Source organism: Allobosea sp. Tri-44 (assembly GCF_004123845.1).
Lineage (GTDB): Bacteria > Pseudomonadota > Alphaproteobacteria > Rhizobiales > Beijerinckiaceae > Allobosea.
The window spans coordinates 456,597-472,348 of sequence record NZ_NBDP01000003.1 but is presented as its reverse complement, the minus strand read 5'-3'; the positions used below and the strand labels follow the sequence as shown (position 1 = coordinate 472,348).

The following is a 15,752-nucleotide window of genomic DNA, read 5'->3' as shown; positions in this document are numbered from 1 at the left end:
GTCGTACGACCTTGGTCTACGAAGAATATTCTTCTTTTGCTTCGACTTTCGTCTGGTTTTGCGACTGTCTGGTCGCGCGCCAGATCGCCCAGGTCGCCTGGAAGCAGAGGAAGGCGACGAAGACATCGAACAGGTATTCCGGCCAGCGCACCGGCAAGAGCCGCGCGCCGAGGCCGAGCAGCGCGAAGCCGGTCGTCGAGATCGCATCGTTGCGCGAGGACAGCCAGGTCGCCTTGATCACCGGATTGGACTCGCCCCGAAAACGCCAGAGCACGCCGATGATCAGATAGGCGATCAGGATCGCGCTCGCCGCCGAGAAGCCGAGCGTGAAGAGCTCGATCGGCCGCGGCCGCAGGATCTTGTCCCAGAGGTCGTAGAGCGTGTGGAAGCCCGCGACTGCCATCACCGCCCCGATGCCGAGCGCAGCCAGCTTCTCAGCCCGCTCGTCGCGCCCGAAGACCACAGCGGCGATGCCGTAGAGCGCAACGTCGTAAACCCAATCGACGCCGTCCTTGAACAGCTGGTTGTTGCCGACCGCGAGCGCCCAGAGCACGACATTGCCGGCAAAGATCAGGATGCCGAGTGCGATGCCCCAGATCGTCAGCCGATAGGCGCGCCCAACCCTGGGATCGACCGGCGCGGCATGGCCGGGCTCGCTCTCGATGCGAGCGCCCTCCCCGTCATGGTCGGGCTTGTCCCGACCATCCACGTCTTGATCCCGTTCCGACGCATCGAAGGCTGACAAGCGAGGCACTCCCGGGCCGCCCCGGGCAGTGTCGCGCAAAAAACGCTCATCGCAAGCCGTCGCTGGCCGGGACTGGCCCGACCATGACGACAGCGGGTCGCCGCTCACGGCGGTGGCGCTTGCGGAACCGCCCGCTCACCCGCGCCCGACGAGCGGGGCCTTCGTCGCCATCACCGTGACGAACAGGATGTTGGCGTCGAGCGGCAGGCCGGCCATGTGCAGCACGGTGGTCGCGACATGGTCGACATCCATCACCGGCTCGACCTTGATCGAGCCGTCCGGCTGCGGCACGCCGGTGGTCATCTTCTTGGCCATCTCGGTCAGCGCGTTGCCGATATCGACCTGGCCGACGGCGATGTCGTATTTGCGCCCGTCGAGCGAGGCGGTCTTGGTCAGTCCGGAGATGGCGTGCTTGGTCGCGGTGTAGGCCGCCGAATTCGGCCGCGGCACCTGCGCCGAGATCGAGCCGTTGTTGATGATGCGCCCGCCGCGCGGCTCCTGCGACTTCATCACCTTGAAGGCCTCCTGCGTGCACAGGAACGGGCCGGTCAGATTGGTGTCGACCACCCTCTGCCAGTCTTCCAGCGAGAGGTCCTCGAGCAGCACGCCGCCTGGCGCATTGACGCCGGCATTGTTGAACAGCACGTCGACCCGGCCGAACTTGTCCTTGGTCTTGGCGAACAGCGCCTCGACGGACTTCTTGTCGGTCACGTCGGTCGAGACCGCGAGCGCCTGCTCGGCCGGGGCGCCCGAGAGCGTGATCGTCTCTTCCAGCGCATCGGCGCGGCGCCCGGCCAGCACAGTGCGATAGCCGTCCTTCAGGAAGGCGATGGCGACAGCCCGACCGACGCCCGAGCCGGCACCGGTGATGATCGCGACCTTGTTATGCCCAGACATGCGCTTCCTCGCCTTACCGCTATTTCAACCGTTTCAGGTGCCGCACCATAGCAGCGCATGCAGTATACGGAACCGCTTTTCCGGCAAACCGGCTCCGCGCCTGCGCTTGCCTGACGCAGCGTCTGTCCTACAGTTCTAGCGAGGGAGGATGCATCATGACCAGCCTGAGCCGCCGCAGTTTCATCGCCGCCGGGGCCGCGGGGCTCGCCGCCCCCGCCCCCTCTCTCGCCCAGCAGCCCGGCCATGAGCAGCATGGCGGCCATTACGAGCGGCTGAACCAGCCCGGCCGCATCGGCAAGCCCGAGCTCGCCGCCTCGCAGAACGTCTTCGATTCACCGGCGGCCAAGGCCGCCAATCCCGGCCGCTGGCAGCCCAAGGCCCTGCTGCCGCTGCCGCGCTCGGAAATGGCCTGGGCGGCAGCCTTTGACGATCGCATGCATATCGTCGGCGGCTATGGCGAGCAGCGCACCGACCGGCCCTATCATCACGTCTACGAGCCCAAGGCCGACAAATGGGCTGACGGCGCGCCCCTGCCCCAAGGCGCCAACCATGTCGGCGTCGCCTTCCTCGATGGAAAACTCTACGCCATCGGCGGCTTCCTCGAGCAGAACCGCAAGCCGCATCCGCGCTGCTTCGTCTATGATCCCAAGACGGACAAATGGGCGGAGATCGCGCCCCTGGCCCGCCCGATCGGCTCGGCCGCGATCGTCGGGCTGAATGGCCTGCTATATTCGATCGGCGGCGCCATCGGCGACACCACCGACACCAAGACCTCGGTCAACTGGCACCGCGTCTACGATCCCAAGGCCGATGCCTGGAGCGAGCGCACGCCGATGCCGACGGCGCGCGACCACACCGGCACGCTCGCCATCGGCAACCTGATCCACGTCATCGGCGGGCGCGTCGACAGCTTTCACACCAATTCGAACCTGCACCACGCCTATGATCCGGCGGCCGACAAATGGGCGCCGCGCAACCCGCTGCCGACAGCGCGCTCCGGCCATGGCGCCGTGCTCTATCGCGGCAAGGTCTTCATCATGGGCGGCGAAGGCACCAACCGCGTCTTCGGCCAGATGGAGGCCTATGACCCCGCCAGCGACGGCTGGGAGCAGTTCGCCCCGATGCTGACGCCGCGCCACGGGTTGGGCGCCGCGCTGGTCGGCGACGCCATCCACGTCGCCGGCGGCGGCCCGATCATGGGCGGCGGCGTGCAGAGCGCCATCCACGAGGCGTTCAGTCTGGGATAGGGATCGGCGGCGGCCTACCTCACCCGAAGGGCGACGATACTCGTTCGACAATGGAACGGCAGTCTTAGCGGCCGGCGAACCTGCGTTTCCCGCAGGCGCCCGTGGGTTTTCGCGGCGCGCGCGATCGCGAGCCGGCATACTTGTCAAATGACATCCCGCAGGCAAATGGCCCCGACTACCAAGGGCGAATGACTGCGCCGAGAATCGCTCTGCTCACTGCCGGCATGGAACGGCCCGCGGCCGTACCCGTCACTGGGTTGCGTATCGGATTCCGCTGATGCGGTCGCAGATCCTGGACGTCCTGACCAGAAAGCTGGAAGCGCGGTCCGCTCTCTCCCTTTCCGACAAAAGCACCCTTCTCGGGCTCCCGATCACCATAAGGCGCTATGAAGCCCGCAAGGATATCATCCTGGAGGGTCGGCATAACAATCAATGCTGCATCGTCATCGATGGATTGCTCTGCCGATACAAGGTCATCAAGGATGGCGGCCGGCAGATATTATCCCTACACATGCCGGGCGACATCCCGGATCTGCAGTCGATCCATATCGACGTCATGGACCACACCGTCGGAACGATTTCAGCTGCAACGGTCGGCTTCATTCCCCATTCGGCGATCAAACAGGCGCTGCAGCAATCTTATGAGCTTTCGAGAGCGTTCTGGCTGGAAGTCCTGATCGAAACCGCGATCCTGCGGGGCTGGACCGCCAGTATCGGTAAACGCAGCGCGCCGGCGCGTATCGCCCACTTCCTCTGCGAATACATCACCCGAATGAGGTCGATAGGCCTTTCTGACGGGGTGACCTGCGTTATGCCGCTGACGCAGACCGAAATCGGCGATGCTCTCGGTTTGTCGACCGTTCACATCAACAAGAAGCTGCGGGAGCTGCGGCGGGCAAAGCTGGTCGAAATTCGCGCCGGCCAGCTTCGCGTGCTAAATTGGAAAGAGTTGAGTGATCGGGCCGACTTCGATCCGAACTATCTCCACCTGCCTCTTTTGAAGAAGTAGAGGTTTTTCCCGCCAGGCGGGGAACACAGGGCGGGCAACGGCATTCTGCGAACATGGCACGCTTCTATTTCGACACCGATGATGGCACGGCTGCCGACGCAGACGACGAAGGCGTCGACTTTCCTGACCGCGAGAGCGCAAAAAATGCCGCACACGCGATCCTGGCCGTAATGATCGGCGAGAAGCTACCTATCTCTGACAATATCGGCCTGCGCGTCGTGGTTCGCGACGAGTATGGCAGGCCGTTTTATCGCGCCGGCTTGAATTTGGAAGGCGCTGAGATTCCGCAAGCCTAGACGCCGAAAGCTCGTCGGAAGCGTCCAAACGGCTGAGCAGGAGGTGACCAGCTTACCTGACGCAACTAGGACCGGCTCGCGGAGTTACCCTGCGCCATCGGCGCACCCGAAAACCGCTCAAGGACAAAGGCGACGGCCGCCGTCGCGACGATCGCAAAGAGCAGCCGCCCGAACAGCACGCTGGTCAGGTCGGCGCCCAATGCGACTACGACCAATGTGTCCTCGATCAGGCTGTGGGCGAAGCCCATGAAGACGCTGGCGAGGAAGACCTGGCGCGGTTCGATCGGCTGCCGGCGTACCTCCGCCAGCATCAATCCGCTGCCATAGGAAATGCCGAGCAGCAGGCCGACAGTGGTGAAGGGCAACGCCTCCTGGCGCAGGCCGACCAGCCGGAACAGCGGGGCGAGCGCCTTGTAGAGCACGTCGAGAATGCCGGCGGCCCTGAGCAGTTCCATCGCCCAGGACAGGGCGAGCAGGACCCCGAGCATCACGACCAGCGTCTTGGCGGTGCCATAGGCGAAGCCGATCCAGCCGCCCTCGCCCGCCATGGGCTTCCAGACCGGGGCGATCGGTTGCGACAGCCAGCCCGTCGCCGAAAAGAGCTGGTGCAGCAGCGCGGCGAAGGCCATCGCCCCGGCGATGCGTAAGATCGAGGTCGTCCAGAAACTCGGCCCGGCCCTGGCGACGATGCGCTGCTCGACCGGAATGGCATGCGCCATCAGGAGCAGGCTGGAGAACACGGTCATGTCGGCGGTGCTGAGCGCCGTCATCGGCACGAGCGTGAACAGGACGACCACGGCGCCCCACATCCCGACCAGCAACCCCGTCAGCCAGGCCAGCGCCAGCTCCGGCGGCAAGCCGAACAGCCCCATCGCCGGCGCGAGCCAGGGCGCGACTGCCTTGATCACACCGAGCTCGGTCAAAGCCTGCGTCCCCACGGCGATCGGAACCATGATCACCACCAGCTCGCGGTAGACGGCCAGCGTCTCCAGTGTCTTGCGGTAAAACTGGGTTTGCAGCGGCATCGGCGGTGGTCCTCGATTGACGCTGGGAAACTAGCGCCGATGCATGCGCGGCGGTGGTCAAAATCGTCGACTTCGTGCAATTTTATTGCACGACAGGCGAAGGAATGGCCGCGATGGATCGCATCGACAGAAAGCTCCTGAACCTGCTCCAGGCCGACGCCTCGCGCACCAACGCGCAGCTGGCCGAGGAAGTGGGCCTTGCGCCGTCGAGCTGCCTGCGGCGGATCCGCCGGCTGGAAGCGGCCGGGCTGATCCTGCGCACCGTCGCGATCCTCGATCCCGCTAGGACCGGCAAGGGCCTCAAGGTGATCATCACCGTCGAGCTCGCCCGGCATGACGAGCCGAGCCGGCGGCAGTTCCTGGAGCTGGCGGCGCGACAGCCCGCTGTCGTCCAGGCCTATGGCGTCACCGGCCAGACCGACGTGATCCTGATGCTGCGCGTCGCCGACATGGACGAGGTGACGGCGCTCTGCGAGCTCCTGTTCGGCGAAGGCAGCAACGTGACGCGCTACTACACCATGGTCGTCAACAAGACCGCGAAAGAGACGACGACGGTTCCGCTCTGATCGGACGACCGTCGGCCAGGTACTTCACCCGCCGAGCGGCTTCTGCATCGCCATCGCCGCAAGACGACCACCGCCATGCAGATCCGCGCCGCGATATCCTGCATACAAAATTCCGCATACACTCTTGCCGCTCGCCCGAGAGCGCTCTACTCCTTGCATGCAAGAACAAGCGACAAGCATGGGAGGATTATGATGAAGGGGTTCCGCAAGCTCGCGCTGGCTCTGGCTGCGCTCACGGCCGGCGCAATGCCGGCCTTCGCCTTTCCGGATCGGCCGGTGCAATTGATCGTGCCCTGGGCGGCCGGCGGCGGCATGGATTCGGTGATGCGCATCTTCGCCAATGGGCTGGAGGCCGAGCTGAAGCAGCCGGTCAACGTCGTCAACCGCACCGGCGGCGGCGGGATCACCGGCCATACTGCGATCTCGACCGCCACGGCGGACGGCTACACCATCGGCGGCGTCAGCCCGGAGATCTCCTTCTTCAAGTCGCTCGGCCTCGGCGATCTCACGCCTGACTCGATCGACATGTTCTCGCGGGTATCGCTGATCCCGGCTGGGATCACCGTCAAGGCCGACAGCCCGTGGAAGACCGCGGCCGATTATCTCAGGGCGGTCAAGGAGAGTCCGAAGGGGTCGATCATGGCGTCCGGCACCGGCGTCGGCGGCTCCTGGCATATCGCCTCGGGCGGCATTCTGAAGGCAGCCGGCATCGCGCCCGACGCCGTGCGCTGGGTGCCGAGCAATGGCGGCGCCCCTGCTTTGCAGGATCTCGTCGCCGGCGGCCTCCAGGTCTTCACCGGCTCGCCGATCGAAGCCAAGGCCATGCTGGAAGCGGGCCGCGTGCGCACCATCCTGCTGATGACCGAGGAGCGCCACCCGAACTTCCCGGACGTGCCGAGCGCCAAGGAGGCCGGGCTCGACTGGACCTATCAGAACTGGTTCGCGCTCGCCGCGCCCAAGGGCGTGCCGGCCGACCGCCGCAAGATCCTGTTCGACGCCGCCCAGCGCACCATGCAGCGCGAGGATGTCCGCAAGGGCATGGCCGATCGCGGCATCACCCCGGTCTGGGACAAGCCGGAGGAATTCGCCGCCTATGTGAAGGCCTTCACCGAGCGCGGCAACGGCGTGCTGAAGGAGCTCGGGCTGACCAAGAATTGACGAAGAGCGCGGCGGCCGCCCGCCGCGCTCTCACATCCTGAACACGCCGAACCGCGTCTCCGGCACCTCGGCGTTGAGGCAGGCGGAGAAGGCGAGCGCCAGCACGCGGCGGGTCTCCGAGGGCAGGATGATGCCGTCGTCCCAGAGCCGGGCGGTGGCGTAATAGGGCGAGCCCTCGGCCTCGATCTTGTCGCGGATCGGCGCCTTGAAGGCTTCGGCGTCCTCGGCCGTCCAGGGCTTGCCCTCGGCTTCGAGATTGTCGCCGCGCACGGTCGCGAGCACACTCGCCGCCTGCTCGGCGCCCATCACCGAGACCTTCGAGTTCGGCCAGGCGAACAGGAAGCGCGGCGAGTAGGCGCGCCCGCACATACCGTAATTGCCGGCGCCGAACGAGCCGCCGACCAGCACGGTGATCTTCGGCACCCGCGCCGAGGCGACCGCCGTCACCAGCTTGGCGCCGTCCTTGGCGATGCCGCGCGTCTCGGCCTCGCGCCCGACCATGAAGCCGGTGATGTTCTGCAGGAACAGCAGCGGGATGCGGCGCTGGCAGCAGAGCTCGATGAAATGCGCGCCCTTGAGCGCGCTCTCCGAGAACAGGATGCCGTTATTGGCCAGGATGCCGACCGGGATGCCGTGGATACGGGCGAAGCCGGTGACCAGGGTCGAGCCGTAGAGCGGCTTGAACTCGTCGAGCTCCGAGCCGTCCACCAGCCGGGCGATGACCTCGCGGGCATCGTACTGCTTCTTCAGGTCGGTCGGCACCACCGACTCGAGCTCGTCGGCGCCATAGAGCGGCTCGACCGCCTCGGCGATGTCGATGTCCGGCCGCTTGACGCTGTTGAAATTGCTGGCGATCCGCCGCGCGATCGCGAGCGCATGGGTGTCGTCGCCGGCATAATGATCGGCGACGCCCGAGAGCCTGGCATGGACGTCGGCACCGCCAAGGTCTTCGGCCGAGACGACCTCGCCGGTCGCGGCCTTCACCAGCGGCGGGCCGCCCAGAAAAATAGTGCCCTGGTTGCGGACGATCACCGTCTCGTCCGACATCGCCGGCACATAGGCGCCGCCGGCGGTGCAGGAGCCCATCACCACCGCGACCTGCGGAATGCCGAGGCCCGACAGTGTCGCCTGATTGTAGAAGATCCGGCCGAAATGCTCGCGGTCGGGGAAGACCTCGGTCTGGTGCGGCAGGTTCGCACCGCCCGAATCGACCAGGTAGATGCAGGGCAGATTGTTCTCGCGCGCGATCTCCTGGGCGCGAAGGTGCTTCTTCACCGTCATCGGGTAATAGGTGCCGCCCTTGATGGTGGCGTCGTTGCAGACGACCATCACCTCGCGCCCGGCGACGCGGCCGATGCCGGCGATCATGCCGGCGCCGTGCACGTCCTTGTCGTACATGTCGAAGGCGGCGAGCGAGCCGATCTCGAGGAAGGCCGAGCCGGGATCGAGCAGGCGCAGCACGCGTTCACGCGGCAGCAGCTTGCCGCGCGCCGTGTGGCGCTCGCGCGAGCGGGCGTTGCCGCCAAGCGCGGCGGTGGCGCGCCGCTCCGTCAATTGCTCGCGCAGCACGCTCCAGGCTTGCGTGTTGGCGCGCGCCTCGGCCGAATTCAGATCGACCTTGCTCTCGATGACCGCCACGGCGCGCTCCCTTGCGATAATTCTCGCCCGGTTATGGCGCGCCGCGCCCAAAAGGCAAACAGGCGACGGCGCGCAGATGCGCCGTGCGCGAAACGACGCAGCGCTATTCGCGCATCCGCTTGACCGACCCCGTTACGGTCGGAGCGGCGAATGCGCCGACCGCCCCGCCCGCGACGGCGCCGATCGGCCCGCCGATGATCGCGCCCGTGCCGGCACCAGCCGCAGCGCCAGCAATGCGTTCCTCGGTGGTCGAACAGGCTGAAAGCAGGGCCGCCAGGCAGCCCGCGAAGATGATCCTCGTCATCATCGTCCCCGTGGTTGATGTCACGGGGCAAGCATCCCGGCGGATGGTCAACGAAAGGTAAACCTCAGGAAACCGCGACCGTCGGACCGAAAATCTGCTCGAACTGCGCCCTTAGCGCGCTGTCGACCTCCGGCATGGCCACCGGCAAACCGAGATCGACCAGCGAGGTCACGCCCTGGTCGGAGACGCCGCAGGGCACGATGCCGTCGAAATGCGCCAGCTCCGGCTCGACATTGAGCGAGATGCCGTGGAACGAGACCCAGCGCCGGACGCGAATGCCCAGCGCGGCGATCTTGTCCTCGGCATCCGTCCCTTTCTCGGGGCGACGCACCCAGACACCGACGCGCTCCTCGCGCCGCTCGCCACGGATGTTGAAGGCGGCGAGCGTGCCGATCAGCCAGGCCTCCAGCGCGGAGACGAAACGGCGCAGATCCGGCTCCCGCCGTTTCAGGTCGAGCATCACGTAAGCCACGCGCTGGCCGGGGCCATGATAGGTGAACTGCCCGCCCCGCCCGGTCCGGTGCACCGGAAAACGCTCCGGCGTCAGCAGGTCCCCGTCCTTGGCCGAGGTGCCGGCGGTATAGAGCGCCGGGTGTTCGACCAGCCAAACCCGCTCGCGCGCAACGCCGTCCGCGATCAGTGCGGCGCGCGCTTCCATCTCGGCGACGGCCGCTTCATAGCCGACCGGCGCGTCGGCGATCACCCATTCGACCGGCTCTGAACCCGCCTCCGGCAGGAACGAGACCGACAGCGCCTCGCGCGTCTTCACTATGGCTTAACCTAGTTTGTTCAACTCTTGGCAACCGGTGCGGCGTCCGATCGCTTCGCCGCTGCTCATGCGCCGGTTTCCGCGTCGCTGGCAAGTTCGTGGAATCATTTTGAAGTAGGTCTGCGGAGGCGGGTTTTGAAGGCTGATCTCGATCACGTCGCGGTAGAGCTGACGGTGGTGCTCGGCTCGGCGCAGATGCCGATCTACAAATTGCTGCGCATGGGCCGTGGCGCGATCATCGAGCTCAACGCGACCGAGAACGACGAGGTCCAGATCCTCGCCAACAACCATCCCTTCGCCAAGGGCCATGTCGTCGTCGCCGGAACGAGAATCTCGGTCGAGATCACCGAGATGCTGAAGCGGCCGACCGTCTACTCGCTCGAAACCGTCGCCGACGCGGCTTGAGCCTCCCTTCCCACAGCCGTTACGTTTTTCCTGATCGCAGCTCTTGTAGCCGGGAACCTGATTTGCTAGACCCGCGCCGCTCCGGAGTTCACGGCCATCGCGCAGTGACCTTAAGAGCCGCTGCGGTCATGGCGGAATTGGTAGACGCACTACCTTGAGGTGGTAGCGGGGAGACCCGTGGAGGTTCGAGTCCTCTTGACCGCACCAGTTTAGGGCGAAAGCCCAGGAAACGGCGATCCGCAAGGGTCGCCGTTTTTCGTTGCGATTGCATCGAATTCGCTCTCCGCGCGTTGCCTTGTAACGACAGCGCTGACACAAGGGCGCTGACGCGCTCCGGCGCGACTCTCCTGCCCCCAATCCCCTCTCCTCGAATCGCGGAGCGACTCATGGTGGAAGCCGAGCACGCTCCGGACGAGACGCTGGAGCGGCAGATCCGTGACGAGGACGGCGCAATCGACGCCGGATTCGTCGAACAGGTCTCGCAAGCCGTCCTGCTCTCCGACGTCACCACCTTGCGCAAGCTCGTTGCCGAACTGCACGAGGCCGATCTCGGCGATCTGATCGAGGCGCTCGACGCCGAGGAGCGGCCGAAGCTGATCTCCCTGCTCGGCGGCGATTTCGACTTCACCGCGCTGACCGAGGTCGACGATGCCGTCCGCGAGGAGATTCTCGAGGAGCTCTCGCCTGAGACCGTCGCCGAGGGCGTGCGCGATCTCGATACCGACGACGCGGTCTATATCCTCGAAGACCTCGACGAGGCCGACAAGCGCGAGATCCTGGACAAGCTGACACCGGCCGAGCGGACGGTGCTGCAGCAGGGCCTCGATTATCCCGAAGGCTCGGCCGGCCGACGCATGCAGCCCGAGGTGATCGCGGTGCCGCCGTTCTGGACCGTCGGCCACACCATCGACTTCCTGCGCGAGACGCAAGATCTGCCCGAGCGCTTCTTTGAGATCTTTGTCGCCGACCCAAGCCACCACTTCGTCGGCACCGTCAGGCTAGACCAGCTGCTGCGCAGCAAGCGTCCGGTCAGCGTCGCCGATCTCGTCGAGGACGATCGCCGCGTCGTGCAGGCGACCGACGACGTCGAGGATGTGGCGCGCATGTTCCAGCGCTACAATCTCGTCGCGGCCCCCGTGATCGATGCGGCCGGCCGCCTGGTCGGCGTCATGACCATCGACGACATCGTCGACGTGATCGAGGAGGCCGGTGACGACGACGTCAAGCAGCTCGCCGGCGTCGACGCGGAGGAAGAGATTTCCGACTCGGTGCGCCAGGTCGCGCTCGGCCGCTTCCGCTGGCGCTTCATCAGTTTGATCGCCGCCTTCGTCAGCGCCTCCGTGATGGCGATGTTCGAGGAACAGCTCGGCAAGCTCGTTGCGCTCGCCGTGCTCGCGCCGATCGTCGCCAGCCAGGGCGGCAATGCCGCGACCCAGACGATGACGGTGGCGGTCCGTGCGCTCGGCACCGGCGAACTCGGCGGCTGGAACATGGGGCGCTTCTTTAGGCGCGAGATGATCGTCGGCGTGCTCAACGGCGTCGCCTTCGCGCTCATCACCGCCGTGGTCGCCGGTTTCTGGTTCGGCAATCCCATGCTCGGCGTCGTCATCGGCCTCGCCATGGTCGCGACCCTGATCATCGCGGCGCTCGCCGGCGTCGCCGTGCCGCTGGCACTCGACAAGGCCGGTATCGACCCGGCGATCGCGTCCGGTACCTTCGTCACCACCATCACCGACGTGGTCGGCTTCTTCTCCTTCCTCGGCATCGCGACATTGCTGCTGCGTCTGACCTGACATCCGCGGAAAAACCGGTAACGTAAACCGGGCGTCAAGCTTTCTCCTTAATTGTCCGGGAAATGACCGCCCGCCGCATGAAAACCCTTTCCCTCGCCCCTTTCGCGCTGCTTGCCGCCCTGACGGCTTTGGGCGGCTGCGTCGGCTTGGACAACTACCCGTCCAAGGGCGATGCGCGCCCGCATCCCGGCGTCGAGGCTGCCAAGCAATACCCGATCCAGGGCATCGACATTTCGCGCTGGCAGGGTGAGATCGACTGGGCCTCGGTCAAGGCCGCCGGCACCCGCTTCGTCTACATCAAGGCGACCGAGGGCGGCGACCATGTCGACCCGGCCTTCCAAAGGAACTGGGAAGGCGCCCGCCGCGCCGGCGTGCCGCGCGGCGCCTATCATTTCGTCTATTGGTGCCGCCCGGCCCACGAGCAGGCGATCTGGTTCAAGCAGCAGATCCCGAACGATCCCGACGCGCTGCCGCCGGTGCTCGATCTCGAATGGAACGGTCACTCCAAGACCTGCCCTAAGAAGGTCGAGCGCTCGCTGGCGCTGGAGAAGATCCGGCTGATGCTGACCGAGCTCGAGCAGCTCACCGGCAAGAAGCCGGTGATCTACACCGACATCACCTTCCACAAGGACATTCTGGAGGGCGAGTTCAACGACTACGCCTACTGGATCCGCTCGACCGCGGCGAAGCCCGAGACGCGCTACGAGAACCGGCCCTGGGCCTTCTGGCAGTTCACCACCACCGGCCGTATCCCCGGCATCAGGGGCGATGTCGACCGCAACGCCTTCTATGGCAATGAGGGCGAGTTCACCGGCTGGCGCGAGGGCCGCTTCGACATCGGCACCCGCACCTGGACGCGCGAGCGCCGCGTGCCGCCGCAACCGAGCCCCGGCCCGGAGCATACGCCGGTGGCGACAATGCCGGGCGCGAGCAGGCCCGTCGCTGCCGCCGCCTTCCAGCCGGCGCCAATCGGCCAGGTCGTCGACGACGAGACCGCACCGGAATCCGAGTAGCGCCTATCCGCGCTGCGCTCTGGCGCGCGCCAGGCCGAGCCCGACAAAATAGCAGGCCGCCAGCGCCAGCCCGGCCTTGCTCCAGGCGTCCGGCGCCATCCCCTGCCAGAGCGCCGCCGCCGCGGCGGCTGCCCATAGCGCCAGCATCGCCATGGTGAGGCGGCGCCAGCGCCGCACGCGCACCGGGTGCACGAACACGACCGGCAGGAACATCAGCGCCGTCGCGATCAGGATGACAGCGAGCGCCAGCCAGGCCGGCGGCACGAAGGCGACAATATAGAACACGACGATGTTCCAGACCGCCGGGAAGCCCCGGAACCACCAGTCGTCGGTCTTCATGCCGGTATCGGCGAAATAGAGCGCACTCGTCAGCGTCACGATGAGGCCGGCGATCACCCCATAGGGCTGCGCCATCACCTCCGGCCGCAGCAGCATCGCCGCCGGCACGAAAACATAGGTGACGAAGTCGACGACGAGATCGAGCTGAGCGCCGTCATAGCGCTTCGCGTAGCTCTTGACCGCAAAGCGCCGCGCCAGCGGCCCGTCGACCGCATCCACAACCAGCGCCACGCCCAGCCAGGCGAAGGCCTGCGCCAGATCGCCGGCGAAAACCGCCTGCAGCGCGAGCAATCCGAGCGCGGCGCCGAGCGCCGTCAGCACATGGACGCCATAGGCCAGGACCCGGCTGCCCCTGTCTTTTCCCTCGCCACCGGAATCGTCCATCGCCAGCCTCCCGCCGGTTAACCAAGCCTGAAGCCGGCCACTCGAATGCTAACCACCTCTTAACCCGGCCGCCGCCTATCCTGCCTCGCGAACGGGAGACAAGCATGGCGCGGCGCGCTGAGACCAGTCCAGAAGCGCGGCCGGCCACAGCTTTGCCGTTGCAGGCGTTTGCCGCGGCCGTTCTCGGCCTGCTCTGCGCCGGGCCCGCGCTGGCGCTCTACCCGAAGAAGGGCGACGCCTCCCCCCATGCCGGGGTACGCGATGCGCGCCAGCGCTCGATCCAGGGCATCGACATCTCGCGCTGGCAGGGCGAGATCGACTGGGCCAGGGTCAAGGACGCCGGCACCCGCTTCGCCTTCATCAAGGCGACCGAGGGCGGCGACCATCTCGACCCGAGCTTCCGGCGCAACTGGGCTGAAGCGAAGGCGGCCGGCGTGCCGCGCAGCGCCTATCATTTCGTCTACTGGTGCCGCCCGGCCAAGGACCAGGTGCGCTGGTTCAAGCGCCACATCCCGCGCGATCCGGACGCCCTGCCCCCGGTCCTCGACGTCGAATGGAACGGCGAGTCCGAGAAGTGCGGCAAAAAGATTCCGCGCGAGAAGGCGCTCGCCAAGATCCGTGAGATGCTCAGGGGCTTGCAGGAACACACCGGCAAGAAGCCGATCATCTACACCGACATCACCTTCCACGAGGACGTGCTCGAAGGCGAGTTCAACGACCACCCCTACTGGCTGCGCTCGACCGCCGCCCCGCTCAAGCACCGCTATGAGCGCAAGCAGTGGGAGTTCTGGCAGTTCACCACGACGGGTCGCGTGCCCGGCATCACCGGCGACGTCGACCGCAACGCCTTCTTCGGCACGGAACGCGAATTCGCCGCCTGGCGCGAGGGCCGCTTCGACATCGGCGCCCGCAAATGGCGCGGCGACGAGCCCAAGGTCGCAACCACACCCAAGCCACCCGCCACCCCGGCAGGGCTGAGGACGCCGAAGGCCGCCGGCAACACGCCGCTGAAATTCGCACCGCCCGGCAAGATTCCGCGCTCAGCGCGAGCTGACGTCGCAACGACGGGCTCGCTGGCCCGGGATTAGGCGCTCGTCGCAAAACCGTCATCTGACGGGTGCTGATGCGGGCAACTGCCACATCAAACGGATACGAAGCGTCGATGCTGCGGGATCTCCAATCGCAGACGGGCATCGTCTGGGCCTATCGCTTCGATGCGAACGGCGCGCCCGCGCTCATGCCGCGCGACGAACTGCCGACGCTTGCGCCGGAAGCAGGTTTCGTCTGGCTGCATCTCGACCTCGTCCACACCAGGGCCCAGGCTTGGATCGACGAGCGCAAGGAGCTGCCGCCGGCGGCGCGCGAGCTCCTGCTCTCCCGCGAGACGCATCAGCGGCTCGACCATTCCGCCAGCCTGGTCTGGGGCATCGCCCATGACCTGACCCGCGACATCGTCGACCGCACCGACAATGTCGGGACGCTCGCCTGGGCGGTCGGCGAGCGCTTCCTGCTGACCGGCCGGCGCGAAGCGCTGCAATCGATCCGCAAGGCGGTCGAGGCGCTGAATGCCGGCGAGCAGATCGCCTCCCCGGCCGAGCTCTTCGAGCACATCATCGAATACCTGATCGACGACGTCACCGACGCGGTCGTCAGGCTTTCAGACGAGATCGACAGCATCGAGGACCAGATCCTGCTCGACAGGCTGGAGGATGGCCCGCAGCGCGTCGGCGCCGTCCGCCGCTCCGCCGTGCAACTGCATCGCCAGCTCGCCGGCCTGCACCTGCTGTTCCGGCGCTTCGCCGAGACGCCCTCGGGACGCTCGGCCCCGGAAACGGTGCGGGCGAGCGCGCTCCGGCTGCTGCTGCGGGTCGACACGCTGCGCCAGGACATCCAGTCGGTGCAGGACCGCGCCCGCCTGCTCCAGGACGAGATCGCGGTGCGCTCGGCCAACCAGACCAACCGGCAGCTCTATACGCTCTCGATCCTGACGGCGCTGTTCCTGCCGGCGACCTTCATCACCGGCCTGTTCGGCATCAATGTGAAAGGGCTGCCCTGGGTGGAATGGGATTTCGGCGCCGGGCTGGTCGCCGTCGCCTGCCTTGCCGCCTCGATGCTGACCCTGTTCCTGCTGCGCCGGCGCGGGGTGATCGGGCGGTAGGGGCAA

Annotated in this window: 17 protein-coding genes and 1 tRNA gene; 11 read left to right on the top strand and 7 right to left on the bottom strand. The window is 66.5% G+C overall.

Translation table 11 applies throughout. The features are described 5' to 3' along the window. Positions 1-16 precede the first annotated feature (16 nt). Complete coding sequence (locus tag B6S44_RS02365; protein ID WP_129155150.1) at positions 17-709, bottom strand: cation efflux transmembrane domain-containing protein; 693 nt, start codon at positions 707-709, stop codon at positions 17-19. A gap of 171 nt (positions 710-880) precedes the next feature. After that, positions 881-1,642 (bottom strand): SDR family oxidoreductase, encoded by a 762-nt coding sequence (locus tag B6S44_RS02360; RefSeq protein WP_129155149.1) that lies wholly within the window; start codon positions 1,640-1,642, stop codon positions 881-883. A gap of 155 nt (positions 1,643-1,797) precedes the next feature. On the opposite strand from B6S44_RS02360, the gene B6S44_RS02355 reads away from it, so the two are divergent. The 3 genes from B6S44_RS02355 to B6S44_RS02345 all read left to right on the top strand — a co-directional run bounded on the left by B6S44_RS02355 (position 1,798) and on the right by B6S44_RS02345 (position 4,194). Then, positions 1,798-2,889 carry a Kelch repeat-containing protein gene (locus tag B6S44_RS02355; protein WP_129155148.1) on the top strand — a complete coding sequence of 364 codons (1,092 nt, stop codon included), beginning with the start codon at positions 1,798-1,800 and terminating at the stop codon, positions 2,887-2,889. 277 nt (positions 2,890-3,166) lie between these two features. Continuing rightward, positions 3,167-3,898 (top strand): Crp/Fnr family transcriptional regulator, encoded by a 732-nt coding sequence (locus B6S44_RS02350; RefSeq protein ID WP_129155147.1) that lies wholly within the window; start codon positions 3,167-3,169, stop codon positions 3,896-3,898. A 53-nt stretch (positions 3,899-3,951) separates the two neighbouring features. After that, complete coding sequence (locus tag B6S44_RS02345) at positions 3,952-4,194, top strand: DUF6894 family protein (RefSeq protein ID WP_129155146.1); 243 nt, start codon at positions 3,952-3,954, stop codon at positions 4,192-4,194. Between the two features lie 65 nt (positions 4,195-4,259). On the opposite strand, the gene B6S44_RS02340 is transcribed toward B6S44_RS02345, so the two are convergent. Next, positions 4,260-5,219, bottom strand: coding sequence for a nucleoside recognition domain-containing protein (locus B6S44_RS02340; RefSeq protein ID WP_129155145.1), 960 nt, complete (start codon positions 5,217-5,219; stop codon positions 4,260-4,262). A 113-nt stretch (positions 5,220-5,332) separates the two neighbouring features. On the opposite strand from B6S44_RS02340, the gene B6S44_RS02335 reads away from it, so the two are divergent. After that, positions 5,333-5,785, top strand: a complete 453-nt coding sequence (locus B6S44_RS02335; RefSeq protein ID WP_129155144.1) for an Lrp/AsnC family transcriptional regulator — start codon at positions 5,333-5,335, stop codon at positions 5,783-5,785. A gap of 192 nt (positions 5,786-5,977) precedes the next feature. Continuing rightward, positions 5,978-6,943 carry a Bug family tripartite tricarboxylate transporter substrate binding protein gene (locus B6S44_RS02330; RefSeq protein ID WP_164985692.1) on the top strand — a complete coding sequence of 322 codons (966 nt, stop codon included), beginning with the start codon at positions 5,978-5,980 and terminating at the stop codon, positions 6,941-6,943. Between the two features lie 30 nt (positions 6,944-6,973). Here the strand turns inward: B6S44_RS02330 and B6S44_RS02325 are convergent, their stop codons facing one another. The 3 genes from B6S44_RS02325 to lipB form a co-directional block, all read right to left on the bottom strand. Further along, complete coding sequence (locus B6S44_RS02325) at positions 6,974-8,581, bottom strand: carboxyl transferase domain-containing protein (RefSeq protein ID WP_129155142.1); 1,608 nt, start codon at positions 8,579-8,581, stop codon at positions 6,974-6,976. 103 nt (positions 8,582-8,684) lie between these two features. Then, positions 8,685-8,909 carry a hypothetical protein gene (locus B6S44_RS29605; RefSeq protein WP_206735062.1) on the bottom strand — a complete coding sequence of 75 codons (225 nt, stop codon included), beginning with the start codon at positions 8,907-8,909 and terminating at the stop codon, positions 8,685-8,687. A 40-nt stretch (positions 8,910-8,949) separates the two neighbouring features. Then, complete coding sequence (gene lipB, locus B6S44_RS02315) at positions 8,950-9,654, bottom strand: lipoyl(octanoyl) transferase LipB (RefSeq protein WP_465246076.1); 705 nt, start codon at positions 9,652-9,654, stop codon at positions 8,950-8,952. A gap of 135 nt (positions 9,655-9,789) precedes the next feature. Here lipB and B6S44_RS02310 point away from each other — a divergent pair, with 135 nt between their 5' ends. From B6S44_RS02310 to B6S44_RS02295, 4 genes are all read left to right on the top strand, one after another. Further along, positions 9,790-10,059 carry a FliM/FliN family flagellar motor switch protein gene (locus tag B6S44_RS02310; RefSeq protein WP_126110608.1) on the top strand — a complete coding sequence of 90 codons (270 nt, stop codon included), beginning with the start codon at positions 9,790-9,792 and terminating at the stop codon, positions 10,057-10,059. A gap of 122 nt (positions 10,060-10,181) precedes the next feature. Then, positions 10,182-10,266, top strand: a tRNA-Leu gene (locus B6S44_RS02305). 179 nt (positions 10,267-10,445) lie between these two features. After that, positions 10,446-11,852 carry a magnesium transporter gene (mgtE, locus tag B6S44_RS02300; RefSeq protein WP_129155140.1) on the top strand — a complete coding sequence of 469 codons (1,407 nt, stop codon included), beginning with the start codon at positions 10,446-10,448 and terminating at the stop codon, positions 11,850-11,852. Between the two features lie 77 nt (positions 11,853-11,929). Next, the gene (locus tag B6S44_RS02295) at positions 11,930-12,865 is read left to right on the top strand and encodes a glycoside hydrolase family 25 protein (protein ID WP_248309395.1); all 936 of its coding nucleotides are present in this window, start codon (positions 11,930-11,932) and stop codon (positions 12,863-12,865) included. Between the two features lie 3 nt (positions 12,866-12,868). Here B6S44_RS02295 and B6S44_RS02290 read toward each other — a convergent pair whose 3' ends face one another. Next, positions 12,869-13,588, bottom strand: a complete 720-nt coding sequence (locus tag B6S44_RS02290; RefSeq protein ID WP_129155139.1) for a CDP-alcohol phosphatidyltransferase family protein — start codon at positions 13,586-13,588, stop codon at positions 12,869-12,871. Positions 13,589-13,692: 104 nt separating this feature from the next. Here B6S44_RS02290 and B6S44_RS02285 point away from each other — a divergent pair, with 104 nt between their 5' ends. Beyond that, on the top strand, positions 13,693-14,676 hold the full coding sequence (locus B6S44_RS02285) for a glycoside hydrolase family 25 protein (RefSeq protein ID WP_129155138.1): 984 nt from the start codon (positions 13,693-13,695) through the stop codon (positions 14,674-14,676). Positions 14,677-14,750: 74 nt separating this feature from the next. Continuing rightward, positions 14,751-15,746, top strand: coding sequence for a CorA family divalent cation transporter (locus B6S44_RS02280; RefSeq protein ID WP_164985691.1), 996 nt, complete (start codon positions 14,751-14,753; stop codon positions 15,744-15,746). Positions 15,747-15,752 lie beyond the last annotated feature (6 nt).

Excerpts from the sequence above, each read along its gene's own strand:
- B6S44_RS02350 (WP_129155147.1), top strand. The coding sequence starts at position 3,167 with ATGCGGTCGCAGATCCTGGACGTCCTGACCAGAAAGCTGGAAGCGCGG.
- B6S44_RS02355 (WP_129155148.1), top strand. The coding sequence starts at position 1,798 with ATGACCAGCCTGAGCCGCCGCAGTTTCATCGCCGCCGGGGCCGCGGGG.
- B6S44_RS02295 (WP_248309395.1), top strand. The coding sequence starts at position 11,930 with ATGAAAACCCTTTCCCTCGCCCCTTTCGCGCTGCTTGCCGCCCTGACG.
- B6S44_RS02340 (WP_129155145.1), bottom strand. The coding sequence starts at position 5,219 with ATGCCGCTGCAAACCCAGTTTTACCGCAAGACACTGGAGACGCTGGCC.
- B6S44_RS02360 (WP_129155149.1), bottom strand. The coding sequence starts at position 1,642 with ATGTCTGGGCATAACAAGGTCGCGATCATCACCGGTGCCGGCTCGGGC.
- B6S44_RS02280 (WP_164985691.1), top strand. The coding sequence starts at position 14,751 with ATGCTGCGGGATCTCCAATCGCAGACGGGCATCGTCTGGGCCTATCGC.
- B6S44_RS02290 (WP_129155139.1), bottom strand. The coding sequence starts at position 13,588 with ATGGACGATTCCGGTGGCGAGGGAAAAGACAGGGGCAGCCGGGTCCTG.
- B6S44_RS02345 (WP_129155146.1), top strand. The coding sequence starts at position 3,952 with ATGGCACGCTTCTATTTCGACACCGATGATGGCACGGCTGCCGACGCA.
- B6S44_RS02335 (WP_129155144.1), top strand. The coding sequence starts at position 5,333 with ATGGATCGCATCGACAGAAAGCTCCTGAACCTGCTCCAGGCCGACGCC.
- B6S44_RS02330 (WP_164985692.1), top strand. The coding sequence starts at position 5,978 with ATGAAGGGGTTCCGCAAGCTCGCGCTGGCTCTGGCTGCGCTCACGGCC.
- mgtE (WP_129155140.1), top strand. The coding sequence starts at position 10,446 with ATGGTGGAAGCCGAGCACGCTCCGGACGAGACGCTGGAGCGGCAGATC.
- B6S44_RS02285 (WP_129155138.1), top strand. The coding sequence starts at position 13,693 with ATGGCGCGGCGCGCTGAGACCAGTCCAGAAGCGCGGCCGGCCACAGCT.